Source organism: Paenarthrobacter sp. Z7-10 (genome assembly GCF_026932795.1).
GTDB lineage: Bacteria > Actinomycetota > Actinomycetes > Actinomycetales > Micrococcaceae > Arthrobacter_M.
The window spans coordinates 1-25,926 of record NZ_JADPVH010000047.1; the positions used below are offsets into that span (position 1 = coordinate 1).

The 25,926-nt window shown below is 63.5% G+C and carries 27 protein-coding genes and 1 tRNA gene; 5 read left to right on the forward strand and 23 right to left on the reverse strand.

Annotation, left to right across the window (positions count from 1 at the left end):
* Positions 1–52: 52 nt before the first annotated feature.
* From tatA to IV498_RS13735, 14 genes are all read right to left on the reverse strand, one after another.
* On the reverse strand, positions 53–367 hold the full coding sequence (tatA, locus tag IV498_RS13670; RefSeq protein ID WP_269047448.1) for a Sec-independent protein translocase subunit TatA: 315 nt from the start codon (positions 365–367) through the stop codon (positions 53–55).
* 33 nt (positions 368–400) lie between these two features.
* Positions 401–769, reverse strand: a complete 369-nt coding sequence (locus tag IV498_RS13675; protein WP_269047450.1) for a hypothetical protein — start codon at positions 767–769, stop codon at positions 401–403.
* Positions 770–773: 4 nt separating this feature from the next.
* Positions 774–2,822 carry a helix-turn-helix transcriptional regulator gene (locus tag IV498_RS13680; protein WP_269047452.1) on the reverse strand — a complete coding sequence of 683 codons (2,049 nt, stop codon included), beginning with the start codon at positions 2,820–2,822 and terminating at the stop codon, positions 774–776.
* Between the two features lie 27 nt (positions 2,823–2,849).
* The gene (locus tag IV498_RS13685) at positions 2,850–3,248 is read right to left on the reverse strand and encodes an FKBP-type peptidyl-prolyl cis-trans isomerase (protein ID WP_269047454.1); all 399 of its coding nucleotides are present in this window, start codon (positions 3,246–3,248) and stop codon (positions 2,850–2,852) included.
* A 52-nt stretch (positions 3,249–3,300) separates the two neighbouring features.
* Positions 3,301–4,314, reverse strand: a complete 1,014-nt coding sequence (locus IV498_RS13690) for an FKBP-type peptidyl-prolyl cis-trans isomerase (RefSeq protein ID WP_269047456.1) — start codon at positions 4,312–4,314, stop codon at positions 3,301–3,303.
* 154 nt (positions 4,315–4,468) lie between these two features.
* Positions 4,469–5,836, reverse strand: coding sequence for a Pup--protein ligase (gene pafA, locus IV498_RS13695; protein ID WP_269047458.1), 1,368 nt, complete (start codon positions 5,834–5,836; stop codon positions 4,469–4,471).
* A 2-nt stretch (positions 5,837–5,838) separates the two neighbouring features.
* Positions 5,839–6,555: a proteasome subunit alpha gene (gene prcA / locus IV498_RS13700; protein ID WP_269047460.1), complete on the reverse strand. Its 717-nt coding sequence runs from the start codon at positions 6,553–6,555 to the stop codon at positions 5,839–5,841.
* Position 6,556: 1 nt separating this feature from the next.
* The gene (prcB, locus tag IV498_RS13705) at positions 6,557–7,369 is read right to left on the reverse strand and encodes a proteasome subunit beta (RefSeq protein ID WP_269047462.1); all 813 of its coding nucleotides are present in this window, start codon (positions 7,367–7,369) and stop codon (positions 6,557–6,559) included.
* Positions 7,370–7,374: 5 nt separating this feature from the next.
* Positions 7,375–7,581: a ubiquitin-like protein Pup gene (locus tag IV498_RS13710; RefSeq protein ID WP_269047463.1), complete on the reverse strand. Its 207-nt coding sequence runs from the start codon at positions 7,579–7,581 to the stop codon at positions 7,375–7,377.
* Between the two features lie 72 nt (positions 7,582–7,653).
* Entirely contained in the window at positions 7,654–9,264 is a 1,611-nt protein-coding gene (gene dop, locus IV498_RS13715; protein ID WP_269047504.1) for a depupylase/deamidase Dop, read from the reverse strand.
* A gap of 14 nt (positions 9,265–9,278) precedes the next feature.
* Positions 9,279–11,000 (reverse strand): proteasome ATPase, encoded by a 1,722-nt coding sequence (arc, locus tag IV498_RS13720; RefSeq protein ID WP_269047465.1) that lies wholly within the window; start codon positions 10,998–11,000, stop codon positions 9,279–9,281.
* A 67-nt stretch (positions 11,001–11,067) separates the two neighbouring features.
* Positions 11,068–12,189 carry a tRNA (adenine-N1)-methyltransferase gene (locus tag IV498_RS13725; protein ID WP_269047467.1) on the reverse strand — a complete coding sequence of 374 codons (1,122 nt, stop codon included), beginning with the start codon at positions 12,187–12,189 and terminating at the stop codon, positions 11,068–11,070.
* A gap of 153 nt (positions 12,190–12,342) precedes the next feature.
* The gene (locus IV498_RS13730; protein WP_269047469.1) at positions 12,343–13,515 is read right to left on the reverse strand and encodes a site-2 protease family protein; all 1,173 of its coding nucleotides are present in this window, start codon (positions 13,513–13,515) and stop codon (positions 12,343–12,345) included.
* On the reverse strand, positions 13,512–14,288 hold the full coding sequence (locus IV498_RS13735; protein WP_269047470.1) for an HAD family hydrolase: 777 nt from the start codon (positions 14,286–14,288) through the stop codon (positions 13,512–13,514). Before IV498_RS13735 ends, IV498_RS13730 begins: the two co-directional genes overlap by 4 nt.
* Before the next feature lie 112 nt (positions 14,289–14,400).
* Between IV498_RS13735 and IV498_RS13740 the strand changes: the two genes are divergently transcribed.
* Positions 14,401–15,288, forward strand: coding sequence for a PAC2 family protein (locus tag IV498_RS13740; protein WP_269047472.1), 888 nt, complete (start codon positions 14,401–14,403; stop codon positions 15,286–15,288).
* Positions 15,289–15,369: 81 nt separating this feature from the next.
* Here the strand turns inward: IV498_RS13740 and mshC are convergent, their stop codons facing one another.
* The 3 genes from mshC to IV498_RS13755 form a co-directional block, all read right to left on the reverse strand.
* Positions 15,370–16,665, reverse strand: coding sequence for a cysteine--1-D-myo-inosityl 2-amino-2-deoxy-alpha-D-glucopyranoside ligase (mshC, locus tag IV498_RS13745; protein WP_269047474.1), 1,296 nt, complete (start codon positions 16,663–16,665; stop codon positions 15,370–15,372).
* A 9-nt stretch (positions 16,666–16,674) separates the two neighbouring features.
* Positions 16,675–17,517, reverse strand: coding sequence for an undecaprenyl-diphosphate phosphatase (locus tag IV498_RS13750; RefSeq protein ID WP_269047476.1), 843 nt, complete (start codon positions 17,515–17,517; stop codon positions 16,675–16,677).
* A 176-nt stretch (positions 17,518–17,693) separates the two neighbouring features.
* Entirely contained in the window at positions 17,694–17,972 is a 279-nt protein-coding gene (locus IV498_RS13755; protein WP_269047478.1) for a hypothetical protein, read from the reverse strand.
* Between the two features lie 133 nt (positions 17,973–18,105).
* Between IV498_RS13755 and IV498_RS13760 the strand changes: the two genes are divergently transcribed.
* Positions 18,106–18,339 (forward strand): DUF5703 family protein, encoded by a 234-nt coding sequence (locus tag IV498_RS13760; protein ID WP_269047480.1) that lies wholly within the window; start codon positions 18,106–18,108, stop codon positions 18,337–18,339.
* On the opposite strand, the gene IV498_RS13765 is transcribed toward IV498_RS13760, so the two are convergent.
* Positions 18,340–19,497: an acyl-CoA dehydrogenase family protein gene (locus tag IV498_RS13765; protein WP_269047482.1), complete on the reverse strand. Its 1,158-nt coding sequence runs from the start codon at positions 19,495–19,497 to the stop codon at positions 18,340–18,342. It abuts the gene before it with no gap.
* A 7-nt stretch (positions 19,498–19,504) separates the two neighbouring features.
* Complete coding sequence (locus IV498_RS13770) at positions 19,505–20,824, reverse strand: M20/M25/M40 family metallo-hydrolase (protein ID WP_442951354.1); 1,320 nt, start codon at positions 20,822–20,824, stop codon at positions 19,505–19,507.
* 163 nt (positions 20,825–20,987) lie between these two features.
* On the opposite strand from IV498_RS13770, the gene IV498_RS13775 reads away from it, so the two are divergent.
* A tRNA-Leu gene (locus tag IV498_RS13775) sits at positions 20,988–21,070 on the forward strand.
* A gap of 255 nt (positions 21,071–21,325) precedes the next feature.
* Here the strand turns inward: IV498_RS13775 and IV498_RS13780 are convergent.
* Together IV498_RS13780 and IV498_RS13785 are read right to left on the reverse strand one after the other, a co-directional pair.
* Complete coding sequence (locus IV498_RS13780; protein WP_269047486.1) at positions 21,326–22,453, reverse strand: ScyD/ScyE family protein; 1,128 nt, start codon at positions 22,451–22,453, stop codon at positions 21,326–21,328.
* A 216-nt stretch (positions 22,454–22,669) separates the two neighbouring features.
* Entirely contained in the window at positions 22,670–23,305 is a 636-nt protein-coding gene (locus IV498_RS13785) for a TIGR03085 family metal-binding protein (RefSeq protein ID WP_269047488.1), read from the reverse strand.
* Positions 23,306–23,584: 279 nt separating this feature from the next.
* On the opposite strand from IV498_RS13785, the gene IV498_RS13790 reads away from it, so the two are divergent.
* Together IV498_RS13790 and IV498_RS13795 are read left to right on the forward strand one after the other, a co-directional pair.
* On the forward strand, positions 23,585–23,788 hold the full coding sequence (locus tag IV498_RS13790; RefSeq protein WP_269047490.1) for a cold-shock protein: 204 nt from the start codon (positions 23,585–23,587) through the stop codon (positions 23,786–23,788).
* A 242-nt stretch (positions 23,789–24,030) separates the two neighbouring features.
* Positions 24,031–24,552 carry an AMIN-like domain-containing (lipo)protein gene (locus tag IV498_RS13795; protein WP_269047492.1) on the forward strand — a complete coding sequence of 174 codons (522 nt, stop codon included), beginning with the start codon at positions 24,031–24,033 and terminating at the stop codon, positions 24,550–24,552.
* A gap of 130 nt (positions 24,553–24,682) precedes the next feature.
* On the opposite strand, the gene IV498_RS13800 is transcribed toward IV498_RS13795, so the two are convergent.
* Together IV498_RS13800 and IV498_RS13805 are read right to left on the reverse strand one after the other, a co-directional pair.
* Complete coding sequence (locus tag IV498_RS13800; protein WP_269047506.1) at positions 24,683–25,489, reverse strand: family 1 encapsulin nanocompartment shell protein; 807 nt, start codon at positions 25,487–25,489, stop codon at positions 24,683–24,685.
* Between the two features lie 2 nt (positions 25,490–25,491).
* Positions 25,492–25,887, reverse strand: a complete 396-nt coding sequence (locus tag IV498_RS13805) for a ferritin family protein (protein ID WP_269047493.1) — start codon at positions 25,885–25,887, stop codon at positions 25,492–25,494.
* Between the last annotated feature and the right edge of the window lie 39 nt (positions 25,888–25,926).

Consider the following 25,926-nt stretch of genomic DNA (forward strand, 5'->3'; position numbering starts at 1 on the left):
GGGCCATCCGCCCCTCAGGGTTGGATGTGTGGCCCTTCCTTCCGCTCACTGGCTAGGAGTGAGTCCCGGTGCCGGGCATGGTGCCGTCACCAGTACCCGGCGTTCCCGCCTGCTGCTGCCCACTCGTAGGGTGCGGAGCATTGACAATCCTGCCCTCAAACGGCTTCTCGGCGGCAGTGCCGGTCGTGGGCCCGGCCGCGGGGTCGGTCTTGCCGTCGTTTTTCATTTCCTTCACCTCGGACTTGATGATCCGCATCGACTGGCCAAGGCTGCGGGCCATGCCCGGAAGCTTGGGTGCAGCGAAAAGCAGAACAATCACGATGATGATGATCAAGACAACCCAGGGGTTCTCAAAAAGCTTGCCCACAATACGTCCTTTCCTGTTGGTACATGATACGTCTTAAGCCATTTCGGTGTCGCGCAGGGACTGCCGCTGGCCGCGGACGGCGCGGCGGTGGACCCGCTGCCGGCGCCGTTCGGATTGCCGGGCGGCCTTGGACACCGCGTAATCCTCCCGGAGCCGCTGCGGAGAGGCAAAGACGGCAGCGCCGGGCAGTGGCCGGTGCTGATCCGGCTGTGCGTGATCGAGTTCTTCGGCCAGCTCCGCGGCGCGGCGGTCGCGGTATTCCTCCAGCTGGTTTCCGGTGTCCTCGAAGGACTTCAACATGGCGGAAAAGCCACGCCAGACCCTGATTCCCAGCAGCAGGACATACGCCAGCGACAGCGCGGCAAGCGCAATCCAGATAACAATCCATGACCACCAAGGCATAGCGTCAGTCTATGCTGCCGGTCTGCGGATAGTTGGCAAGCGCGGCGTCGAGCCAGCCGATTGTGACCCCGCGCAGCTCCCGTGGTTCCAGCACCCGGCCGCCCCCGCCCAACCGCGCCATCAGCTCCGGCACCAGCGCCGGCCGTCCGACCTTGATTCGAATGGCCATCCCGCCGTCGGGCAGCGGCGCCTGCGCTTGGGCGCCATACGCGCCGGCTGCCCACTGGGCCTGCGGTGAAAGGGCCAATACAACCTCCACGTCGTCCGCGGCAGGCAAAAAAGCGCTGACCGGCAACGTGCCATTGCGTGGCAGTCCACGTTTCAAAGCCGGTTCCCCGGTTGCCTCGGCTGCGAGGACGCTGTCCAGCCGAAAATTACGCAGGCCGTTCGCCATCCGGCACCACGCTTCGACGTACCAGGTCGAGTCAAGGGAAAAGATCCGCAGTGGTTCAACCACCCGGTCAGTAACTTCGTCGCGCTGGCGCACCAAATAGCGCAGCCGCACGCAGTTTCCCTCGCTGACGGCACCCTGCAGCAGGGACAACGTTGGCAGCGGCGCATCAGCCGTGATCCGTGCCTGCACCGCGGCGCCCACCCAAGCACCGTCGCCGGCAACCTGGCGAACACTATTCAGCACCGCGTCCAAAGCAGCTCCGCCAGTTCCGCCGGTTCCGTCGGGCAGTGAACGCAGTGATTCCAAGCCAACGAGCAGCACGCACGCCTCCTCCTGGCTTAACCGCAGCGGCTTGGCCAACTCCTCGGCGTCGCGGATGAAAACGGCGTCGCCGTCCCACTGGATGTCGATAAGGTCACCATGCTGGTACCCCGGCAGACCGCACAGGGTCAGCAAAGCCAGATCCTCCTCGAGCTGCCGGCGGCTGACGTCGAACTCCTCGGCCACGGCAGCAACCTCGACACCGGGATGGCTGACCAGGTAAGGCACGAGGTCCAGCAGCCGCCGCAGCCGATCCTCGGTAGTGGTCTTGGTACGTTGCTCGGGCGGGCACCGGGGGACGAAATCCACCTCCGGTAACGAGCCATCTGCCACGGCCCTCGCCAGGCTCAGTCGGCGGCACACGTCGGCCCGCAGTGCGGCCGGAGCGACGACGACGACGGCCGCACCCATCGCGGCCAGCTCCCCCGCCAACAACTCGGGCTCCCGGTACGGGACAAGTAGGGTGTCCCACCCGTCCACACCCATCTGGTCAGCGCCGGCCCCCTCAAAGCCAGCCTGGTCGGCCTCAGCGCCAGCTTGGTCCGCGCTGGTTGCCAGCTCGCGAAGCAGCTGCCCCGAGCCAGGGGGCACACGCAGGGTTGCTTGGCTCAGCGGGCCGGTGCCCAGCGCGTCAAGGTCGGCTGAAATGTCGTAGCCCACCGGCCGGTCGAAGGGCGGCCCAGGAACCGTCGAGACCGAACCGACAATCCGGGAGAGCCGGAACAGCCGCTGGCCACCGCGGGAGAGGTCATGGCCGCTGAGATACCACTGACCATATTTGTTGCCCAGTCCCCAGGGCTCGACCGTGCGCTGGGTCAGTTCGTCCGACTGCGCCCTGCGGTAGCTGAAGCTGATGGTGCGGTGGTTCAGCAGCGCATCCCAGAGGGCATCGAATGCCGGCTCGCGGGTACGGATGCGTGCCTCCAAAGCCGCAGTGCCGCCGTCGGCCGCCAAGCCTGTGGCACGCTCGAGCTTGCGCAGCGCCCGTGCTGCAGCCGTGCCCACCGACGCCTGCTCCCAGACCTGAGCGGCCAACGAGAGGATGGTGACCCCCTGCGGATCCAGCGGCACCTCCGGGAGGCGGTAATCCTGCGGCCGGATCCGGTATTTCCAGGCGTTCTCGTCCTCCGCATAGGGATCCTTTTCGGCGAGAATCGGAATGCCGAGGCGCTTAAGGTAGGCCTTGTCCCGCTCGAACATGCGGCCGAATGCCTCATCTGAGGACTTCGGCTCGTAGCCCTGGATATTGGTGCGCAGAAAATCACGGCTCCTGCCGTAGCGCGAGCCCAACAGTGCGATGACCAGATTCAGGAGGCGTTCAGTGGTGGAAGCAGACACAGGGCCACGTTACTATCCCGGAGGTGGTCAGTCGCGCACGCCCACCAGGTCAACCACGAAGATCAGCGCCTCGTTGGGCCCGATTGCCCCGCCGGCGCCGCGTTCGCCGTAAGCCAGCTCCGAGGGGATTTCCAGCCGGCGGCGGCCGCCGACCTTCATGCCCAGCAGCCCCTGGTCCCAGCCCTGGATGACTTGCCCGACGCCGACCTTGAAGTCCAGTGGAGCACCACGGCCCCAGGAGGAGTCGAATTCTTCGCCGGTGGAGAACGCGACGCCAACATAGTGGGCGGAGACGGTGCTGCCCGGCCGCGCCTCGGTTCCGGTGCCCTCAATCAGGTCATCCACCACCAGTTCGGCGGGGACATCGTGGTCCGGAAAGTCAATTTCGGGTTTCTGCCGGTCATAGTCACGCTGTCCAAAAGACATAATGCTCCTTACCTCGCGGTTTGTGCGGTTGCTGCGGATTGTGCGGATGCTGCTACTTCTTGGCGGTGATCTCCACGACAAAGACCAGCGGGCCGGACGGCTGACCGTTGGCGCCGCTGTCGCCGTAGGCGAGGACCGACGGAATGACCAACAGCACCTTGGAGCCCACCTTCTGGCCAGCGAGACCCTGCGTCCACCCCGGGATCACATTGCTCAGCGGCGTGGTGATCGGCTTACCCTTGTCATAGCTGGAGTCAAACTTCTTGCCGTCGGACCACTGCCATCCGCTGTAGTTGGCAGTGATCGTGTCGGTTGCCTTCACCACATCACCCTTGCCCTCGGAGAGGACTTTGGCCACCAGATCGGACGGCGCGTCTTTCTTGGGCACGGTGATGCTGGGAGCGCCCTTGGCATCGAACTTTACCGCCGGAAGACCGCCGGCCTTGTCCAGCTTGGCCACGTCGTCCTGGGACATCAGCTTCGGGGCGTCCTTGGTGGATTCGACCTCATAGATAACGAGCTGGGCGGGCACCGCGGGCTGGCTCGGCTGAGCCGGCTGGCTCGGTGCGGCACTGCTGCTGGGCACGGCGGCCTTGGCCGGCACGGCGGCTGAGCCGGGCACCGCGTAGGCAACCTGCGCACCGACCTTGGTCCCAATAAAGGTGTGGTAGACCAAGGGGTACTGCTGCTGGAACTTCGAGTCGAAAACGAAGGACTGGCCGGCCGGCTGGGAGTAGTTATCGCCAAGCGGACTGCCATTCTCGGCGTTGTATGCCACTTCGCGCAGCACCACGGACTGGCCATCCTTGATCGGATCGCCGGTCCCGTCGGTGATAACCCGGATAGATTCGGCGCTGATCTTCAGCGGTTTGGTGAAGTCGACGGCGGGAGCCTTGCCCTTGGCGGCGGGCTTGACCTTGACCGAGGCCAGGTCCTCCGCGTGGGAGGCCGGAACGTTGGCCGAGGGGCTCGACGACGAGCTGGTGGCTGCGGTACTTCCACCGCCGGAGCAGGCGGTGAGCATCAGCAGCAAAACAGGGATAACGATGGCAAGAAGTCGGCGCACGGAAACACTTTCGTCGATGGCTTAAAACGGACCCGCCTGCGGCGCACCGCTGCGAGGCCGCAACCAGCTTAGCCGCTAAGTCTGGGAGTTCGCTGCCCCATTCTGGGAGTTCGCTGTAAAGTCCGCTGCCTCCGGCCACCGGAAGTGCGGGAAGTCAGTCCCCGATGGAGGCGATCAGCGCATCCACCCGCTCGTCCACACTCAGGAACGGATCCTTGCACAAGATGGTCTGGTGTGCCCGGTCATTGAGTTTAAGGTGCACCCAATCCACGGTGTAGTCGCGGCCGGCCTCCTGGGCGCGGCGCACAAAATCTCCGCGGAGTTTGGCCCGCGTCGTCTGCGGCGGCTGATCAACTGCCGCCTTGACGGAGATATCGTCCACTACCCTGGCCACGGCTCCACGGGAGCGCAGGACATTGAACAGGCCACGGGTGGGAGAGATGTCATGGTAAGTCAAATCCAGCTGTGCCACGCGGGCGGAGTCAAGCTCAAGCCCGTGCCGGCGCCGGTAGCCATCGAGCAGCTTTTTCTTGATCGCCCAGTCAATTTCGGTGTCGATGCCGCTGTAGTTCTGGGATTCTATCGCGTCCAGGGTGCGTCCCCACAGGTCCAGGATCCTGGGCACATGTGCCGTGTGGGCACCGTTGACTGCCACGAAGTCGGTCACTTTGGCCAGGAATTCCCGCTGGATGGCCAGCGCAGTCATTTCACGGCCGTTCGCCATCCGGACCACCTGCCGACCCGTCAAGTCATGCGAAATTTCGCGGATGCTCCGGATGGGGTTCTCCATCCGCAGATCGCGGAAGATGACGCCGTGCTCGATCATACGCAGGATCAGGTCCACCGTTCCCACTCTGAGCAGGGTGGTGGTTTCGGACATGGTGGAATCACCGACAATGACATGCAGGCGCCGATAGAACTCGGCGTCCGCGTGTGGCTCGTCGCGGGTATTAATGATTGGTCGTGACCTGGTGGTGGCCGAGGACACGCCCTCCCAGATGTGATCGGCACGCTGTGAGAACGCATACAGGCCCCCCTGCGGTGTGGCGAGCACCTTCCCTGCCCCGGCAATCAGCTGCCGCGTCACCAGGAACGGAATCAGGATCTCCGCCAGCCGGCTGAACTCCCCACGCCGCGGGATCAGATAGTTTTCATGACTTCCGTAGGAGTTGCCGGCCGAATCGGTGTTGTTTTTGAATAGGAAGACGCTGCCCTCAAAGCCTTCCAGCGCAAGCCTGGTTTGAGCCTCCTCCACCAGATCGCTGAGGATCAGGGTGCCGGCCTGGTCGTGCGCAATGAGCTGAGCCAGATCGTCGCATTCGGCCGTGGCATATTCCGGGTGTGAGCCCACGTCCAAATACAGCCTGGATCCGTTGGCTAAAAAAACGTTGGAGGACCGGCCCCAGCTGACTACTTTGCGGAACAGGTACCGGGCCACCTCCTCCGGTGAAAGCGGGCGCGAATGCGGGCTGGAGTAGGTAATGCCGAATTCGGTCTCGATTCCGAAGATCCGTTTATCCATGCTCAGCCAGCTTCCTGAGCCGTCAGCAGATCCCGGACATTTGCCTTCGGCAGCCGCCGGAAGGCCCGGATCGCTCCGCGGCTGCTCTCCGAATCCCGGTCCAGCAGCGCCACCTCAAGGTTTTCCGGACCCGGATCCGCTTCTGCCTGACGGTCTGCGGCGAGCGAACGTACGGCCAGCCGGATCGCTTCGGCGAACCCGGACTCCGCCTTCCAGCCCCGGGCCAAGGCTTCCTGCACCGTCTCCGCCTGCCCGCCCATGGCCACGAATCCCGACACATCGGCTATCGAACCGTCAAAGGTCAGCCGGTACAGGTGATCCTCGTCCGGGTGCCGCCCGACCTCCGCCACGGCCAGCTCCACCTCGAAGGGCTTTTGCTCGGCGGTGAAGACCGCCCCCAGACTTTGCGCGTAGACGCTGGCAAGGCCGCGTGCAGTGACGTCCTCGCGGTCATAGGAATAGCCGCGCACGTCCGCGTAGCGCACGCCGGCCTGCCGCAGACTTTCGAACTCGTTGTATTTGCCGACCGCGGCGAAGGCGATCTTGTCGTAGATTTCGCCGATTTTGTGCAGTGACGGCGACGGGTTTTCCGCCACCAGGGCAATTCCCTCGGCGCAGCTGATCACCACCACCGACCGGCCCCGGGCGATTCCCTTCCGGGCGAAATCCGCCCGGTCCTTCATCATCTGCTCGGGCGAGACATAAAACTGCTGAGTCATCTCAGGCCTCCCGTTCCAGGCTGGCCCGACGGGCGAGCACGGACTCCGAAACGGCGGCCAGTTCACGTTCGCTGACCTTGCGCGCGCCCCCGCGGGTGACCGTGTAAACGATCGGCCAGAGCTGGCGGACGGCATCCGGACCGCCCGTGGCCGAATCGTCGTCGGCGGCGTCGTAGAGAGACTCTATGGCCACCCGAACTGTCTCCTCCTCGGACATATTCGGCCTCCACAACTTTTTCAGGGCACCGCGGGCAAAGACCGCACCGGAGCCCACACTGTGGTGTTCGAGTTCCTCGTAGCGGCCGCCGGTGACGTCGTAGGAGAACAGCCGGCCCACCGCCTTGGGCATATCGAAACCGGCAAACAGCGGTATCACGGCCATTCCCTGCAGGGCCAGCGGCAGGTTCGCCCGGATCATCGCACCAAGCCGGTTGGCCTTGCCATCGAGGCTCAGCAGGGTTCCCTCGATTTTTTCATAGTGTTCCAGTTCCACCTGGAACAGCCGGGTGATGTCGATGGCGATTCCGGCTGTTCCGGCAATGCCCAGCACCGAGTACGCATCCGCCGGAAAGACCTTTTCAATGTGGCGGCTGGCGATCATGGTCCCCATCGTGGCCCTGCGGTCCCCGGCCATCAGGACGCCGCCGGCAAAGGCCATCGCCACGATTGTGGTGGCATGCGGCACCGGCGGCAGGTTCCCTGCCGGCAGTGCACGTCCATACGGCAACAGATCCGGCTGGATCCGGGAGAGGTGTTCGCTGAAGGATGATGTCGCCGTGTCGGCTATCTGGCTGACCGTGCTTTTCTGCGTCACGGTGCCTACTGCCCGCCCTTTTGCACGAACCCGCGGACGAATTCCTCCGCATTGGATTCGAGCACTCCGTCGATTTCATCCAGCAGGTCGTCGAGTCCCTCGGTGGAGGCCGATTCCTGGGCGGAGGCGGCGGCCGACGGCGGCACGGCCGCATCCGGAGCCTCGTCCTCTTCGGTTCGTCCCACCGTGTTCTTGTGTTCCTGGCCGGCCATGATGATCCCCTTTGCTGTCGAGAACTTCCTAAGCATTATCCTGCCACGCCGCGGCCGCACCCGCTCGGATTCCTATGGGTGGAAGTCGAGCAGCTCGGCCAGAAATCCCGCGGCATCCCGGTGCCGGTCGAACAATCCCTGTGTGAGTGCCCGGGTGCCGCGCTGCGGCTCCCGGGTGGGGACGCGCTGCAGGCGCCGGTCGCCGGGAAGTTCAAAAATGACCGAGTCCCAGCTGGCTCCGGCAATGCTGGAACCGTAGCGCTGGATGCACTGTCCGCGGAAATAGGCGCGGGTGTCCTCCGGCGGCTGGACCACGGCGCGGGCGATCGCTTCGTCGGCAACCATGCGCTCCATTCGACCCCTGGACAGCAGCCGGTAATACAGCCCTTTCTCCGGACGGACATCGGACCACTGCAGGTCAATGAGCCCCAGCCGCGGATGATTCCATGCCAGCGAGTCCCGGTCCCGGTACTGCTGGAGCAACGACAGCTTCGCCACCCATTCCACCTGGCCCGCGGCTCCGGCCGGGTCGTCCGCCAGCTGCCTGAGCACCTCTTCCCAGCGGCGCAGCACCTGCGCGCTGTGCCCGTCCCCCGACTCCTCGTCCCCCGCACCGCTGCGCTGGCAGTGCTTTTGAGCCGCCTGAAGATAAAGCTCCTGGATGTCCAGGGCGCTCATCCGGCGGCCATCGTCCACCCGAAGCAGAACTTTCATCGACAGATCGTGGCTCACCGTCTGCAGGGCAGCCACCGGATCATGGAGCGAGAGTTCCGGCACCGTGCCATGCTCGATCATGTCCAAAACCAGCGCCGTCGTGCCGAACTTAAGATAGTTGGAAACCTGGCTGAGGTTGGCATCGCCGATGATCACATGCAGCCGGCGATACTTATCCGCAATGGCGTGCGGCTCGTCCCGGGTGTTGATGATCGGTCGCCGGATGGTGGTTTCCAGCCCCACCTCGGCCTCGAAGAAGTCCGCGCGGGCGCTGAGCTGGTAGCCGTGCCCGGAACCGTCCTGCCCCAACCCCACCCGGCCGGCACCACAGATCAGCTGCCGGGTGACGAAGAACGGCGTCAGTCCGGAGACAATCCGGCCAAAGGGAACCTGCCGTGGCATCAGGTAATTCTCGTGGCTGCCGTAGGAAACGGACTTGTTGTCCGTATTGTTCTTGTACAGGTTCACGCCCGGCATTGAGGGGTTACGGGCAATTTGCCGAACCGTTGCCAGTGCCACAGCGTCCCCGGCTGCGTCCCAGCGCACCGCGTCCAGCGGATTGGTCACTTCCGGCGAGGAATACTCCGGATGTGCGTGGTCAACATAGAGCCGGGCGCCGTTTCCCAACACCATATTCATCATCAGCGCCGAACCGCCGGAGCCGTCGTCCAGGTCCAGCGCAGCACCTTCAAGGGCGACCTGCGCCGCGGTCAGCTCCGGTGCAGGATCCTGCTGCTCCTGCGGGCGGTCCGTCAGCTGGGACGGATGGGCGCTGTGCCGCGGGATAGTCCAGCCGCGGGCGTCCGCCAAAGGATCCTCATCCGTATAGTCCCACCGGGTTTCGCTGCCACCGGCGGCCCGCTCCCCCGTCAGCTGCGCATACGCATGCACCACCTGACTGGAGAGCCAAGTGGCATTGCTGCCGGGATCGGACGGAGCGTGGATGCCGAATTCCGTCTCGGAACCCATCACCCGAACAGCGGTCACAGATACTGCCCGGTGTTGGACATTGTCTGCAGCGTCTTCCCCGGCTCCTGCCCCGCTTTGCCCTGCACAATGGTTCGGATATAGGTGATCCGTTCGCCCTTTTTACCGGAGATCCGCGCCCAGTCGTCCGGATTCGTGGTGTTGGGCATGTCCTCATGCTCGCGGAACTCGTCGACGACGGCGCGCAGCAGGTGGTCGATGCGGATGCCCTTGTCCCCGGTGGTGAGCAGATCCTTGATCGCGTACTTCTTGGCCCGGTCCACCACATTCTGGATCACTGCGCCGGAATTAAAATCCTTGAAGTACAGCATCTCGGTGTCGCCGTTGGCATAGGTGACCTCCAGATATTCATTGGACTGTTCGGTGGCATACATCGCCTCCACCGTGCGTCGGATCATCGCCTCCACCGTCGCCTGCAGATCCCCGCCGTTCGCGGCCAGATCTTCGGCATGGAAGGGCAGGTCAGTGGTGATGTATTTGGCGAAGATGTCCGCCGCCGCCTCCGCATCCGGGCGCTGGATCTTCACCTTCACGTCCAGCCGGCCAGGGCGCAGGATCGCGGGGTCGATCATGTCCTCCCGGTTTGACGCGCCGATGACGATTACATTGTCCAGCCGCTCCACCCCGTCGATCTCACTGAGCAGCTGCGGCACAATCGTGGTCTCCACATCGGAGGAAATTCCGGTCCCCCGGGTTCGGAAGAGCGAGTCCATTTCGTCAAAAAAGACGACGACGGCGCTTCCGTCGGCGGCCTTTTCGCGAGCACGGGCAAAAATCAGCCGGATCTGGCGCTCCGTCTCCCCCACGTACTTGTCCAGCAGCTCGGGGCCCTTGATGTTAAGGAAGAAGCTTTTCTGATCCTTGAGACCGGACCGCTCGGCGGCGCGCGCGGCCAGCGAATTGGCCACCGCCTTGGCGATCAACGTTTTACCGCAACCTGGCGGGCCGTAGAGCAGGATGCCTTTGGGCGGCTTCAGCCCATGCTCGCGGTAGAGGTCCGGATGCAGGAACGGCAGTTCGACGGCGTCGCGGATCTGCTCGATCTGGGGCCCGAGACCGCCGATGTCGGAGTAGGAAATGTCCGGTACTTCCTCCAGAATAAGGTTCTCCACCTCCGAACGTGGCACCTTTTCGAGACCATATCCGGTCCGTGTGTCCATCGACAGCGCGTCCCCGACCCGCAACTTGCCATCCTGCACCGCGGCGGAAAGCCGGATCACCCGCTCCTCATCGGCCCGCCCGGTGACCAGGGCCCGATCCGTTCCCAGCAGTTCCTTCACTGTCACCAGCTCCCCGGCCCGTTCAAAGCCCAGCGCCGCCACGACTGTCAGGGATTCATTGAGCAGCACCTCCTGGCCCGCCCGCAGCGACCGGATACTCACCAGCGGACTTAAACCAACGCGCATTTTCCGGCCGGCGTTGAAAATGTCAACGCTCTCCTCTATCTCGGCCATGCCCGAGGCACCGGCGCCCGGCGCCCGGCGCGGATTGATCTGCAGCAGGGTACCGAAACTGTAGGGGGCCTGGCCTTCCTTCTCCAGCGCGCTCTTGAGCTTGAGGATTTCCGACTTGGCTGTTTCCAGCACTGTCACCAGCCGGGCATTGTTGGCCGTGGCGGCCGCCAGCTGCTTGTCCACGTAGCGCAGCTTGTCCCGAAGAACGTTCAACTGACGGTCAACGATCGACTGGGCGTTGCTGGCGGAGAACGGTTCGCTCACGATGATCAAGTCCTTCCGGCTGAGTCAGGCTCGTCTGCGGTTCGTCATTGCGAACCTGGTTAAGACCCTAGTCGTCTTTGCTGTTATCAACGCTGCGACCTTGCGCAGAGTTTCCTGCCGTGTCCGACGCCGGGAACCCGGTCGCCGCCGGGTCGCCGCCGGCCGCCTCCGGACGGCTGCCCCGTTGGGTGGTCGACGATGCCTCGCGGGCCGCCCGGCGGAGCTTGCGGTCCGAAACAGCGCGTTCCCCAACAGACGCCGGCGTCCAGGCATCGAGGTCCTCGGCACTGAATTCGGTTTTGGAGGGACGGCGCTTGGGAGTAAGGCCAAGAACGCCGTTCGCCAACCGGCGGCTGACCATCAGGAAGCCGGTATGAGCCACCATCCGGTGGTCCGGACGGACGGCAAGGCCTTCCAGATGCCAACCTCGCACCATGGACTCCCAGGCATCGGGGGCGGTGAACCTGCCGTCGGCCCGGATCGCCTCCGCCGTCCTGGAGAGCTGAGTCACCGTGGCCACATAATTAATCCACACCCCGCCCGGGGCCAGCACTGTGGCAACGGCATCAACGCATTCCCACGGTGCCAGCATGTCCAGCACCACACGGTCAATACTGCCTGCGGCCTCCTGCTCGACAACCTGGTCCTGGAAGTCTCCGAGACTGATTTTCCAGGCCGGATGCGGTCCACCGAAAATCGTCTCCACATTGCCCCGGGCAATGGCCGCGAATTCTTCCCGGCGCTCGAAGGAGTGCAGGTAGCCGCCGTCGCCCACGGCGCGCAGGAGCGAGATGGACAGCGCGCCTGAGCCGACCCCCGCCTCCACCACCCGGGCGCCTGGATAGATGTCTCCCATCGTGATGATCTGGCCGGCATCCTTGGGATAAACCACTGCCGCACCGCGCGGCATCGACAGCACGAAGTCCGAAAGCAGCGGCCGCAGTGCCTGGTACAGCTGGCCCACATTATTGGCCACCACTGAACCCTCCGGCTTGCCAATCAACTCGTCGTGATTCAGGAAGCCCTTGTGCGTGTGAAACGCGGCTCCCGCCGTGAGCGTGACAGTATTCATCCGCTCGCGCTCGTCGGTCAACTGCACCCGCTCACCGGTCCGAAAAGGACCCCGCCGGGCGGCGGCGCCGTGCGCTTCCGGATGGTTTGCCGTCTGCTGCGGGTCGTGCTGGTTCATTGTCATGGTCCTAACGTGGTGAGCAAAGCAATAAATTCCGGCTGCAGACCACCGGCAGCGGCAGTCGAAGGGGGCCACTCCAGGTCCGGCAGCGGAGGGCTGGAGCGAACGGCTGAAGCGGCGGAATGCCGCGGCGGCAGCTCACTGGCACGGCTATTTCCTGAGACCGGGACCGGGCCTTCCCGTAATTGCTGCCACCACCACGGACTGATGCAGCAGCCCCGTCACCTGGCCGCGGGGATCGACCACGGCATATTCGCTGCCCGCCAATTGAGCCAGATACTGGACTAATTCCTGTCCTGCGGCCTGTTCCGGAATGTATGCACCGGGTGCAAGCGCTCGGGCCACCGCGGTCGCCGAGGTCCCGGCAGCCACTTCCTCGGGCACCGCGGCCGCCGCCGTTGGGTCAACTACTGCCTCCGGTCTCCCGTCCGGGCCGCACAGGACGACGGACAGCTGCGGATTCGCCACGGTTACGGCGCGCACCTGTGCCACCGAGGAAGAGGAAGCCATCCCGACGGCGTAGCTGCTGAGCTTTCCGGCGCTGACGTCCGGCAGACGCAGCCGCATCTTGGCACTGGTGATGGAGGCGCTGGCGCCCAGCCAGAGAAAACCGGCAATGAACAGGCTGAACAGCACGTTGGTCACGGTGGGCTGGTCTCCGTTAATCAGCGGCCAGCCGATCGCGAGAATCAACAACACGATAACCACGATCCGGCCCGCCCAGCCAGCAGCAAGGCTGCCCTTGTCCTGGTTTCCGGTGGCCTTCCAGACGATGGACTCCACCAGCCGCCCGCCGTCCAGTGGCAGCCCCGGCAGTACATTGAACGCCCCGATGAGGAGATTGGCCCACACAAAAATGTTCGCCAAGGTACTGAAAACCGCGGCCTGCAGGGTGGTCGGCATGGTCAGTTGAGCCACCAACAGCCACCCCAGTCCGGCAAGCACAAAGTTCGCCACCGGACCAGCGAAGGCCACCACGACGGAGCGGCCCGGGGTGGCAGTAAAATTTTCGAATTGTGTGTGCCCGCCCCAGAGGTTCAGCACAATTTTTTGGGTAGGCCAGTGATACATCTTTGCGGCGAGTGCGTGGGAGAGTTCATGGATCAGCACTGAAAAAAGCAACAGCAGTGCATAGACGAAGGCGACACCGTAGGCACCAAAGCCAAGTCCGGGGTAACCCTGCGACAACTGCGGACCAAAAACGAGCACGGTAAAGCCGGCAATCAGAAACCATGAATAGGCCAGCACAATGGGGACGCCGGCAATTTTACCCAGCGGGATACCCTCGCGCACAGATGCGGCCCCGCTGCCTGCCGCGCTCATTTGGCGCACTCGGGCGCGGCGGCCACCGCGCCATGGCGCACGGCCACGAGTTGCTGCAGATCTGCCACCATGCGATCCGCCAGCGAAGGCCAAACCGTATAACCGCCGTCCGCCGGCAGCGCCACCGTGTGCGGGATCCCCACGGTGATGACTCCGGAGGCGAGCGCGGAAGCCACCCCCGGTACAGAGTCCTCCAACGCCACGCAGTCATCGATGCTCAGACTCGGATCTTCGAGCCGCAGCCTCTGCACTGCCGTGAGATACGGCTCGGGATCCGGCTTGCCGTGGGTCACCAGGTCACCGGTGATCATAAATTCGAAGTAGGGCTGGGGCAGGCTGGCCACGACTTCCGCCGCCAGCGGGCCCTCGCTCATGGTCACCAGCGCGCAGCGCACACCCTGCTCGACGAGTTCGTGCAGTAATTCGCGTGCGCCGGGACGCCACGGAACCTCCTGGCGCACCCGCCGGATCACCTCGGTCGTGAGGGTGTATATGATGGTCCTGCTGTCAAGGGCCACGCCCGCATCCTGAAGCACGTGGCTGGAGAAAACCAGCGACTGTCCCACCAGCGTCAGGGCCTGCCCATGGCTCCAGTTGCCCCCGTGGGCTTCGACCAGGGCAAACTCGGCGTCAATCCAGTACGGCTCGGTGTCCACCAGCGTCCCGTCCATGTCCCACAACACCGCTTTGAGCGGATAATCTGCTCCCGGGTTCAGGCCTTCGGGCGAGGTCGCAGGACTCGTCTGGACGCTGGAAGGGGCCAAAGAATTCATGCGCTCCAGTCTACGTTGGCTCCGCAGGCCGGGTTCGCCGCTATGCTCTGCGCGAATACAGACCAGGCGAGAGGTATCCGGCGGCAACGGGCCGTCGTAGGGTGGGGAGGTGATGAGTTTTGACGAAGGCGCCGAGTCCCCGGTTCACCGGCTGATCGAGAACGTGCCCGACGGCGAACGGGTCACGGTCCTTCTCGCCGCTTTTGAGGGCTGGAACGATGCAGGCGAGGCTGCCAGTGATTCGCTGAAGTACCTTCATGAATTGTGGGACGGCAAAAAAGTGGCCACGGTGGACCCGGATGAGTATTACGACTTTCAGTTCACCCGCCCATCGGTGCGGCACAACACCGCCGGCGCCCGCAAGATCAAGTGGCCCACCACGAAGATTGCCAAGGCCTCCATTCCCGGCGCCAACGTGGACGTCGTCTTCATCCATGGGAGAGAACCGTCCTACAAGTGGCGCGCGTATACCGCTGAGCTGCTGGCGCACGCCGCGAGCCTGAACGTAAATTATGTGGTGCTGGTTGGCGCCCTGCTGGCCGATGTTCCGCACAGCAGGCCCATCCCGGTCACCGCCACCAGCGACGACGATGAACTGCGCGAGCGGCTGAATCTGGAGGCCTCCCAATATGACGGTCCGATCGGCATTGTTGGCGTCCTCGCCGAGCTCGCCCTGCTGGCGGGTTTGCCCACCATTTCACTGTGGGCTGCCGTCCCGCACTACGTCGCGCAGGCGCCGTCGCCCAAAGCCCAGCTGGCCCTGCTGAACAGGATCGAAGAACTGCTGCAGGTTCCTTTTGACACCCACGAACTGGCCGAGGATGCCCAGGCCTGGGAGCGCGGTGTGGACGAGTTGGCCACCGAGGATCCGGAAATTGCCGCTTATGTACGGCAGCTGGAGGAAGCCAAGGACACCGCCGACCTTCCCGAGGCCAGTGGGGAATCCATCGCCCGCGAATTCGAAAGGTACCTCAAGCGGCGCGGCAAGGACAGCCCCTAACCAGCGCCGTGGACCGAACCCGCACGAATACCGGACCACGGCCCGGCTCCGCGCAGACCCGGAGCCGGTCAGCGCGTCCGATTACAGGATCACACCGAGCAGCGCCTCCACGGCGTCGCTGACCAGCGCGGCGTCCAAAGCGCTGACCTGCTGTGGCGCGGCGGGCCTGCTTGCCCAGAGGTCGACGGCGGCCAGTGCCGCGGGTGCGTCCAAGTCATTGGCCAGAGCCGCCCGCAGGTCAGCGATCACACCGCCGGCCGAGCCGCTGGGTGCGGCGCCCAGGGCCGCCCGCCAGCTTTCGAGCCGGGTCTGGGTCTGCTCCAGCACCGCATCGCTGTAAAACCAGTCGCTGCGGTAGTGGTGCGCCAGGATCACCAACCGAATGGCAGCTGGATCCACGCCTTGCGCACGCAGCGCGGAGACCAGCACCAGGTTTCCCTTGGACTTGCTCATCTTTTCTCCGTCCAAGCCCACCATGCCGGTATGCGCGTAATGCTCCGCCATCGGCACGCCGCTGAGGGCGAAAGCATGACCTGCACCCATTTCGTGATGCGGAAACACCAGGTCGGAACCGCCGCCCTGAACGGTGAACGGCGACGGCAGGAAGCGTTGCGCGATGACAGTGCATTCGATGTGCCATCCCGGACGCCCCGCACCCAGGCTCGCCCCGTCCCACCTTGGCTCACCCTCCCGGGCCACACGCCACAGCAGCGGATCCAAAGCGTTGCGCTTGCCTGGCCGCTCGGGGTCGCCCCCGCGTTCAGCGAAGACCGGCAGCATCTGCGATTGCGTCAGGGCACTGATCTGGCCCAACCACCACGGGGCGTTCCCGTCGTCGTGCGCACCGCGCGAATCCGATGGAGCCGACGCATCCTTGACCGAGAAGTAAATGTCCCCATCGGGACCGCCGTCGGCACCCAGCACCGGATAAGCCACGCCTGCCGCCACCAGCTTCTCGATCTGCGGCACAATCGAGTCGATGGCTTCCACTGCACCGATGTAGTGCTCCGGAGCGATCACATTCAATGCTTCCATGTCCTTGCGGAAAAGTTCGATCTGGCCCGACGCCAGCTCGCACCAATCCACACCGTCCCGCTGCGCGCGCTCCAGCAGCGGATCATCGACGTCCGTGACGTTCTGCACATATTTCACCCGCTGGCCCGCGTCACGCCAAGCCCGGTTCAGCAGGTCAAACGCCACATACGTTGCCGCGTGTCCCATGTGGGTCGCGTCGTACGGGGTGATCCCGCAGACATACATACTGACGTCGGGCTGCGCGGGCAGTGGCCGGACGGCACCGGAGACGGTGTCCCGAAGGCTGATGCTGGGCATGGCTCCGGAGAGCTCGGGGATGGGGCGGGAATTCCAGGACTTCACTGCTAAAGCCTACTGGCCAGCAGTGATGACATTGAAACCGAGGAGCAGGAACACCAGCAGTCCCAGCGCGATCCGGTACCAGACGAAGATCCGGTAGCTCCTCGTGGAAACGTATTTCAGGAACCAGCCGATGATCAAATAGCCCACACCGAAGGCAATCACGGTGGCCAGGGCGGTCTGTGGAATGGTGAACGGTCCGGGCGATCCCTCGTGCTTGGCAAAGACCTTGAACAGTTCATAAAGGCCGCTGCCGAAGACTGCCGGAATGGCCAGCAGGAAGGAGTACCGTGCGGCCGCTTCCCTGGTGTAGCCCATCAGCAGGCCGGCAGTGATGGTGCCACCGGAGCGGGACACACCGGGAACGAGTGCCAAAGACTGCGCGAGGCCGAAAATGATGCCGTGCCGGAAGGTGAGGTCCTTCAACTCCCGCTGCTGCGGCGCAATGGCGTCCGCCACCGCCAGGATCAGGCCAAAAACAATCAGGGTCGTGGCCACGATCCACAAATTCCGCAGCGTCGACTCAATCGCGGTCTGGAAAAGAACACCCAAAACCACAATGGGAATAGTGCCGATGATCACCAGCCAGCCCATCCGGGCGTCCGGATCACTGCGCGGGACTTTGCCGGCGAGCGAACCGAACCACGCCCGCACGATCCGCACGATGTCACGCCAGAAGAAGACGACGACGGCGGTTTCGGTCCCCAATTGGCTTATGGCCGTGAAGGCCGCTCCGGGGTCCGAGGCCCCCGGCAGGAATTTGCCCACGATGAAGAGGTGGGCGCTGGAGGAGATGGGCAGGAATTCAGTGAGGCCCTGTACCAGGCCCAGGATGGCAGCTTCAAACCAGTTCACGTTCCGACCCTAAAGCACAATCGCTTGTCGGATGCCTCAAGGCACGGGAACCGGGCAAACATTCACGTCCAGCCATGGCCACGATGGGCATCCATGCCGACCAATCATCGGGCGGGCGGGGCATCCATGGGCGTTCATTTGCATCGTGGCTCGGTCTGGTTTGGCCCGTTCAGGCCCTAATCGTCGATCGGATCCAGGTCCTCGTCGTCGATGTCGCCGGACTGGTTGGCACCATCATCCTCCAGCTCGTCGTCTTCCTCGTAGACCACCAGCGGCGTGACCTCGTTGTACGCGTTGTAGAGAACTTCCTCGTAAACCTCGAAAGCATCAATGATGCCCAGGTAGGCGGCTTCCACAGACGGGTCCTCATCCCCCCGTCGGGTGCTGGCCGCAGCTAGATGTTCCTCAAGAGCAGATGTCAGGGACTGGAGCGCGTCGCGCGGATCTAGGCTCATGCTTAGACGCTACCAGTGCACTGCAGAACATGTAAGACCACTGCGGTTGACCGAAAAGACTTCGCTTCACGGCCGGACCTGCGGTAGAAAAGGATGCCGGATGTGCGGTAGAAAAGAGGGAGAATGGAGGGCCATGAGGGAACAATTCGCCACCGGATCGGTCAGCAGGAAACGCGGCTACGCCCGTCAGTACGAGTACCTGGTCCTGACGGTCGGGCCCACTGAATCCATGCCGGCCGCCAGGCAGCGCCTCACCGAACATGCGGAGTACGGCAAATGGGAGCTGGAGCGCAGTTGCCTCTATGTTGGCGGCGGCCGGCAGTTCTGGCTGCGCCGTCGAATCATGCGGGTGGAGCGGACCGCTTAATTACTGATCCTCGAGCGGGCCCAACCAGGCATTGGCCACCGTGGCATGGGCTGATTCAGGGTCGGAGGGATGGAAGATGCCCGCCAGGACATCCCGGTATAACCGGCCCAACTCGCTGCCGGCAAAGTAACTGCCTCCGCCGGACACCCGGATGGCAAGGTCGACCACGTCGCGGGCGGTCTCGGTGGCCCGCAGCTTGAGGCCCACCAGCTTGGGAAACCACTGCGTTCCGTGCTCTGCCTGCTGATCCACATCCCTTGCCAGCCCCTGGAGCTGGGGATAGATACCGTCCATGGCGATCGCTGCCTGCGCGACCTTCCAGCGGATGTCAGGGTCCTGCGAGTACGGTCTGCCTCCGTTTCTGCGCGAGGTCCGCCGCTGGGCAGCCTCGACGGCCAGCTGCAGTGCCCGCTGCCCTATCCCGGCGTAAACCGCGGCCAGCAAGGTCTCGAAACAGGCGAAGATGGCAAAGATCAGCGGATCCGAGTTCGGTCCAACCGGGAGCCGCCGAAATACCCTCGCCGCAGGCGCGATTGCCCCGTGCAGGACGGTGGTGTTGGACTGGCTGGCCCGCATGCCCAACGTGTCCCAGTCATTGCGAATGGTGTATCCGGGTGTGCCGCGGGTAATGAAGGCATGCACCAGCTCCGGCTCCGCCCCGCTGTCGTCTTTGCCGAAAACTCCCAGTCGGGTCCACGCCGGCGAAAGAGAGGTGAAGATCTTGGTTCCGGTGAAGGCATAGGAGCCGTCCGGCAGCGGTCGGGCCTCGGTGCCGGAGTCGAAAAGCACCGAATCGTTGCCCGCCTCCGAGTTGCCGAATGCGAAGACCTCCCCCGCTGCCGCCTCCTGCAGGACGAAGCGCAGCGAATCGTCCCCCTGTGCGCAGAGCACGCGGGCGACGCCGGTCCACACCAAATGCATGTTTATCGCCAGCGCAGTGGCGGGCGCAGCAGTGGCAAGGCGCCGCTGCGCGGCCGCCGCTTGCTCCAAGCCAAAGCCGAGGCCGCCGTCGTCCGTGCTCCCGAACAGCCCCAAATAGCCCCGCGCCTTCAACTCAGCCAGGTCCTCGTGGAAAAACTCGTTGCGCTCGTCGTAACCGGCAGCCCGGCCGCGGATCCTGGTCAGCAGCTCATCCGGGAGCAGCTCGTCAACGTCCATCGGCGCCTCAGTAATTGGACAGCAGCCGGTCAAGCACGCGTGCACCGAACTTCAGGGACTCGGTGGGAACGCGCTCGTCCACGCCATGGAACATTCCGGTGAAATCGAGCTCCGGCGGCAGCTGCAGCGGTGCAAAACCATAGCCGGTGATGCCCAACCGGCTCAGGGACTTGTTATCCGTGCCGCCGGAAAGGGTGTAAGGCAGAACCGCGGCGCCCGGATCCTCGGCGCGAAGTGCGTCGATCATCGAATCCACCAGGTTGCCGGCGAACGGAACCTCCAGCGAAACATCCTGATGGTCATGACTGATGTCGATGCCGCTGCCCGCCAGCTCCCGAATAATTTCCAGCACCAGCTCCTGCTGGCCGGGCAATGTCCGGACGTCGATCAGCGCCTCGGCCGTGCCGGGAATGACGTTGTGCTTGTAACCGCTCTTGAGCAGGGTTGGATTGGCCGTGTTCTGCAGCGTCGCGCCCACAAAGCGCGCCACGGTACCGAGCTCCCGAAGCAGGCTTTCCGGATTGCCTTCGTCGAATTCAACGCCGGTCAGCTCCGATACGCCTTCCAGGAACTGGCGCGTGGTGGGGGTGTATTCGATCGGCCACTGGTACTCGCCGATGCGCGTCACTGCGCCGGCCAGACGGGTGACCGCATTGTCCGTATTGATCTGCGAGCCATGCCCGGCCCGGCCATGGGCCGTCAGCCGCAGCCAGGCCAAACCCTTTTCAGCGGTCTGCAGCAGATAAGCGCGCTTGCCACCAATCTCGGCCGAGAAACCGCCCACCTCGGAAATGGCCTCAGTGGCCCCGGCAAAGAGTTCCGGTTTGTTGTCCACCGCCCAGGAAGCGCCATAGTCGCCACCGGCCTCCTCGTCGGCAAAAAATGCAAAAATAATGTCCCGCTGCGGCTTACGTCCCGTTCGGGCGAAGCCCCGGAGGACGGAGAGGATCATCGCGTCCATGTCCTTCATGTCCACGGCACCGCGGCCCCAGATGAGTCCGTCTTTTTCCTCGCCGCCGAAGGGATCCACGGTCCAGTCATCCTTTAGCGCGGGCACAACATCCAGGTGTCCATGGAGAATCAGGGCGCCCTTGCTTGGATCCTGCCCGGACATTCGTGCGACCACGCTGGTGCGGCCGGGGGCTGCCTCGAAGACGGTGGTTTCCAGCCCGACTTCTTCGATGAGGGCCGCGGTGTACTCTGCTGCCTTCCGTTCACCTGGACCCTTATTGTCTCCGAAGTTTGTGGTGTCAATCCGGATCAGCTCCTGGCAGATTCCCACAACTTCGTCTTCCGGCCTGACAACATTCACGGCATTCTCCTTCATGATCCGGGTACCAGCCCAGCCTACAGCGCCGGTCCAGCCCGTCCGGATGGCCCGCAGCGGCCGATTCAAGGTTGACGGCCAGGACGTGCTATCGTTTTTCCTGTTGCTTTTTTCAGTTTCGGGACCGGTGTGAACACCGGATTCGGATGCTGAAATTACCACTGCGCGGGTGGCGGAATGGCAGACGCGCTAGCTTGAGGTGCTAGTCCTGGAAACGGGGTGAGGGTTCAAGTCCCTTTCCGCGCACTAAAAAACCCCGGTTTTCCGGGGTTTTTTTGTGCCCGGGTATAAGTGCGCGAAGCGCCGGACCGTCTGGGCGCCGATGCCGCTTCCCGATCCTATAACCACCACGGTTCGGTCCTCGAACTGCATGCTGGCTCCTTTTTAACGACCACGGTGGAAGCCCCCGGCGCGCTGCAGGAACGCACCGGGGGCTTCGGCGTTGATGGCCTCCGGTAGAGACCGATGCCCAGGCACCGGATTAGGGAGGCAGCTGCCGGACTACCTCTCCAGCGACACCTTGATCACTTGACCGGCCGGCGGGGCAGCTGGATTAGTCGGATCCACCACCGCAATGGTGGCGTATAAGGTCCCGCCCCTAATTTCCACATCACCGGGCGCCTTGACGGCCAGGAACGGCCTGGCGTCATCTGAGCAATGGCGGATCACTGAGATCCGGCCCGCAAACAGCTCGGCAACATAGATGTCACCGTTGCGGGCCAGGGCAAGACCCGACGCCCCGGCAAGGTGCCGGGCCACTACCCGAACCTGCCCGTTCCATGGATTGACCTTGAAAACCGAACCGTTGGCACCCAGGCTGCCGTCCTCGGGACCCCCTGGCAGAGACGTGACGTAAAGCCAGCCGTCATGACCACGCTGAACGTCGGTTGGCACAGGTTCGAGATAGTACTTGTGCCCAATGGCGCAGGTGGGCAGGTGCATGCCTGCAGCCAGCGCCTTGGTAATGGCGATTGGCCGTCCTGGCAGCAAGGCTGCCGTGGAGACATGCCCAGTCCACTCATTGACCTTCAGAATTGCGTTGGCTCCCGCATCGGCGATGTAAATCGTACCGTCGTGCTCGTCCGTGGCGTAGGGATGAGAGTCCAGTTCCTGCTTGTACGAACCCGGGATCTGCGCCGGAACCTGCGCCAAACACGTCGCCTTCAAATCGCGGAATCCGAACGTGACGTTCTTCCCCGGCCTCGCAGCTTTAATGTAGGCGGCGATGTTGGCAATCTGGCGGACTTTTCCGTGCTTATCAATTGACTTCAGGAATCCCGCCAGCGGCTTCCCATCCATCCCACCGGCACCCTGACTCTGCACGAAATACGTTTTGCCATCACTGATGGAAACACCGCCGACGTCCCAGCCGGGCGCCGAGTAAATAGTGGTTTTGGCACCGTTGCGGGCAACTCTTGTCAGCATTCCGGCAAACTCCTGCGCCACCACCACGGAGCCGTCACCGTTTGCGGCGAGCCGCAGTGGGGTCACCAGCCCCTTGGCGAGCACGGTCGGAGTTGTTACATGGTGGTGGTGGGCGACGTCGTCCGCCTGGGCGGGGCTGGTGCCTGCCCCGATGAGGGCAGCGACGGCGATGGCCGCGATACCCAACGATGATAATTTCTTCATGGCTGCTCCACTTCGAATCGTGTGGTTTGAGCGAGACCAAGTGCCTCCCGCCGCGGCGGAGGGCGGACAGCCACAGAGGTCCCCCCAACGAAAGTCCCCTGCGCCCCATGCGAATGATTATTTGATTGTGACCGGCTGGTGCCGGGATAGGCATCAAGCTACACCCGCACAGCGGAGGTGTCTACGGATTTTTCCGTTCAGCCGTTGGGCGCCAAATCAGCCAGCGGACCACTGCTGGAAACGCGCGATGGAAGCGGGTTTTCCACTGACGCGGACATCAGCGGCCGGCCGTCGGCCCATGGCATGCAGCGCCAGCTCCACCGGATCGCCCTCGATCCGAACCGCGTCCCTGCCCTTGTGGATCAGGCGGCCGGCGCCCCCAGTACGCGCGATCTCAACCCCTACCGGACATTTTCGATATCCCATGCGCGCCATCAGTGGCAGTTGCCGCCAGATTGCCTCCTGCTTTCCGACGGGCAGCGCGCGGGGCGGCCGTCCTGCACCGCTGCGGCGGATATCTTCGTGATGGATGACGTATTCCAGCAGAAAGGCGGAGTCTCCCAACCAGGACAGCGCTGACAACGCCGATGGCCCCGAGGCAAACCGCGCGATGAGGGCTCTGTATCCGTCCGGGCTCCTGGCAGAGTTGACCAACTTACCCAGATGCCGTTCCCGACCCGGCACCGGCTTACGGATCGAATCCGCCACCATCAGCCACGGCGTCTGCTCACGTAGAACCAGATGGGCCAACAGCCGCCGGGCATTCCAGCCTGCGTCAAGGGTGGCTGCATCCGGATCCGTGCTCCGAAAGGTGCTGATCAATTCATTCTTTTCTGCCTGAGCCCAAGCCATTGGTGCTCCCTCTGCCGTTTTCAGATTCCGACCATGGGCGCTTGCTGCGCCACCGCCGCTGCCAGCCAAGACCAGGCAACAGGGGACTGCGACCGGAGGCATGGTCGGTACTGTCCCGAAATCCATGTAGACTATTGGAAGTTGTAGTGTTGCGCATTTTGTATTTCAAGCGGCGAAACCCAAACGGGCTAGCTGCTTTTTCTGTAAAAGCGGAAAATGACGCCGCGACTAAGACCTCCCGGCAGTCGGGAGAGTCTGAATTACAGAAGGATGAATAAAATGGCTACAGGTACCGTCAAATGGTTTAACTCCGAAAAGGGCTTTGGATTCATTGCTCCCGAAGACGGCAGCGCCGATGTTTTCGCTCACTACTCGGCTATCAACTCCGGTGGCTACCGTTCTCTCGAAGAGAACCAGGTCGTCACCTTTGAGACCGAGCAGGGACCCAAGGGTCCTCAGGCTGTCAACATCCAGGTTGCATAGTTTTTGTAATTTGAGGTCCTAGGACCGAAGCGGTAGGGCGGGAGGAAACTCCCGCCCTACTGTTTTTTAAGCTTCGGTGCATGCAAGCCGACCCTGTTTCGCCTTTGCCCGCCGGGTTGGGCGTCGAATCGACACCCAGGCGGCCGTAACGATTCGGGAGCATCACGGCCAACCCGGCGACAGCCCTCCGAAAAGACCCCTATCATGTATCCATCACTAACGCAACCAAGGGGGTTGTTTTCATGAAAAAAATACGTTCGTGGCTGGCGGTCATCGTGCTGCTCGCCAGCTTCGGGCTTGTGGCGCCGAGCTCTGCCTCGGCTGCTCCGTATTGTGGGATTACTTGGGGATCACTGGCAAAAGCCAGCTCTGGGCAGACGAGTGCGCCGATCGTCGGCGTCCGGGCCGGCCAGCATCCCTGCTATGACAGGCTCGTACTGGATATCAACGGCAAGCACGCCGGTTACGACGTCAGGTATGTCAGCCACGTGTACCGGCAGGCTAAAGGGGACGTCGTTCCCTTGCGCGGCGGCGCTTACCTGAACATCACCGTACACGCACCGTCATTCATTCCGGCCAACCGAACCGATATTGTTCCGGTCAATGGATACAGAACGTTCCGTCAGGTGGCCTTTGCCGGATCATTTGAGCATGTGACAACGATAGGGCTGGGTGTGCGGGCCCGTCTGCCCTTCAGGGTCTTCACCCTGGACGGTCCCGGAGGGATGTCGCGGCTGGTGATCGACGTGGGTCACCTTTGGTGACCACCTGTCTGCGATCCGCGTCGCATTAGGAGACCCGGGGGCTGCGGCGGGAGCAGGTTCGGCGTGGCCGGACAGACTCCCGCCACGCCTCCTCCGGCAGACCCAAAGGCGGCCGGTTCCGCCGTCGTCCTCAGCTTCCGGTGAGCCAAACGGCGGCTTCCGCCGTCGCGACGCGGAAGCTGAATGACTGCTCAATGTACAGATGCACGGTCTCCGCATCATGGTGGTCGTAGCCCACCGACAGATCCTGCCCGGATTCGAACAGGAAGTCACCGCCGCGCAGGCTCAAAACGACCGCTCCGCTGACGCCCGGCGACCAGACAATGGGCCCCCCGAGAATATTGCGGAGATGTTCGGAGAGCAAATAGCCGCCGTGCTCGGCCGCCTCGATGACAGCGGTGTAATGTCCGGGGCCCAGAGCCAGCCCAAAGGGACCACTGATGCCATTGCGCAACAGCATGGCAACGGCCTTAGCGACGCGCTTGGGATAATCGCTGAAGTCCTCCACCCGCGGGACGGTGGGAAGCGGCGTCGCCTCGGTGATGCCGGTGATCCCGCCCCGCTCCCAGCCATGGAAGACCGCGATATTTTCCGTACTTGCCATCTGGAGTGCGGCCTCATCGAGCCCCTGCAGGTCCACATCCGCCGCGCCGCGGTCATTATCCAGCAGCTCACTGCGCGACACAGTGAAATTAGCCCGCACCTCCACCAGTGGAAGGACGCGCCGACGGGCGGCGGTGATGCCCCCGGCCGGAGTTTCCTGCACGGCCTCGGTGCGGCCCAGGTTGGTTGCTGAGTAATCCCAGCCCAGTGGACCCGCGAAGTCGACCATTTTCCGGGCACCGAGCGCTACGGTGAGCCGTTGTTTGGCTTCGGCGTCGAGGAGGTTCCAGCCGGCGTCGGAGATGGGTGCGTGTTCACGCAATAGGTGGTTCATGGTCACTGGGTATTCTCCTTCAGGCTGCCGATGCCAAGCGAGGGATCCGGAGCGCCGGCGGGCGGTCCGCTGGCGCCTCCGCTTTCACCGGCGGCGGCCTCGGACGCTTCGCCGTTGACAACAATGTCGCCGCTCTGGAACAGGATCCCCCGGGCCGTTTCACGCCACAGCGGTTTGGCACGGAACAGGTACTCCAGTTCCATGGAAAAATGCTTATACTCCTCGCCGAGCGAATCTTCCATGATTGCCCGGGCCGCGTCGTCTGCCTCGACCGATATCCGCTGCTCGTACCAGCCGATGGCCTCCGCTTCCTCCGTCAGGTTGGCACACATCCGGGCGAAGGTCCGCGTCTGGGACGAGAGTTCCTCGGGCGGTTCATGGTACTGGTCAAAACCCATTCAATGTCCTTTGCCATTTTCCGGCGATGCTGGAAGTCA

Excerpts from the sequence above, each read along its gene's own strand:
- IV498_RS13710 (WP_269047463.1), bottom strand. The coding sequence starts at position 7,581 with ATGGCCGGCCAGGAACACAAGAACACGGTGGGACGAACCGAAGAGGAC.
- IV498_RS13675 (WP_269047450.1), bottom strand. The coding sequence starts at position 769 with ATGCCTTGGTGGTCATGGATTGTTATCTGGATTGCGCTTGCCGCGCTG.
- pafA (WP_269047458.1), bottom strand. The coding sequence starts at position 5,836 with ATGGATAAACGGATCTTCGGAATCGAGACCGAATTCGGCATTACCTAC.
- IV498_RS13770 (WP_442951354.1), bottom strand. The coding sequence starts at position 20,824 with ATGAAGGAGAATGCCGTGAATGTTGTCAGGCCGGAAGACGAAGTTGTG.
- IV498_RS13685 (WP_269047454.1), bottom strand. The coding sequence starts at position 3,248 with ATGTCTTTTGGACAGCGTGACTATGACCGGCAGAAACCCGAAATTGAC.
- IV498_RS13740 (WP_269047472.1), top strand. The coding sequence starts at position 14,401 with ATGAGTTTTGACGAAGGCGCCGAGTCCCCGGTTCACCGGCTGATCGAG.
- IV498_RS13755 (WP_269047478.1), bottom strand. The coding sequence starts at position 17,972 with ATGAGCCTAGATCCGCGCGACGCGCTCCAGTCCCTGACATCTGCTCTT.
- IV498_RS13730 (WP_269047469.1), bottom strand. The coding sequence starts at position 13,515 with ATGAGCGCGGCAGGCAGCGGGGCCGCATCTGTGCGCGAGGGTATCCCG.
- IV498_RS13765 (WP_269047482.1), bottom strand. The coding sequence starts at position 19,497 with ATGGACGTTGACGAGCTGCTCCCGGATGAGCTGCTGACCAGGATCCGC.
- IV498_RS13790 (WP_269047490.1), top strand. The coding sequence starts at position 23,585 with ATGGCTACAGGTACCGTCAAATGGTTTAACTCCGAAAAGGGCTTTGGA.
- dop (WP_269047504.1), bottom strand. The coding sequence starts at position 9,264 with ATGGGTTCCGAGACGGAATTCGGCATCCACGCTCCGTCCGATCCCGGC.
- IV498_RS13760 (WP_269047480.1), top strand. The coding sequence starts at position 18,106 with ATGAGGGAACAATTCGCCACCGGATCGGTCAGCAGGAAACGCGGCTAC.
- IV498_RS13780 (WP_269047486.1), bottom strand. The coding sequence starts at position 22,453 with ATGAAGAAATTATCATCGTTGGGTATCGCGGCCATCGCCGTCGCTGCC.
- IV498_RS13785 (WP_269047488.1), bottom strand. The coding sequence starts at position 23,305 with ATGGCTTGGGCTCAGGCAGAAAAGAATGAATTGATCAGCACCTTTCGG.
- IV498_RS13735 (WP_269047470.1), bottom strand. The coding sequence starts at position 14,288 with ATGAATTCTTTGGCCCCTTCCAGCGTCCAGACGAGTCCTGCGACCTCG.
- IV498_RS13800 (WP_269047506.1), bottom strand. The coding sequence starts at position 25,489 with ATGAACCACCTATTGCGTGAACACGCACCCATCTCCGACGCCGGCTGG.
- IV498_RS13795 (WP_269047492.1), top strand. The coding sequence starts at position 24,031 with ATGAAAAAAATACGTTCGTGGCTGGCGGTCATCGTGCTGCTCGCCAGC.
- IV498_RS13805 (WP_269047493.1), bottom strand. The coding sequence starts at position 25,887 with ATGGGTTTTGACCAGTACCATGAACCGCCCGAGGAACTCTCGTCCCAG.
- IV498_RS13725 (WP_269047467.1), bottom strand. The coding sequence starts at position 12,189 with ATGAACCAGCACGACCCGCAGCAGACGGCAAACCATCCGGAAGCGCAC.
- prcA (WP_269047460.1), bottom strand. The coding sequence starts at position 6,555 with ATGACTCAGCAGTTTTATGTCTCGCCCGAGCAGATGATGAAGGACCGG.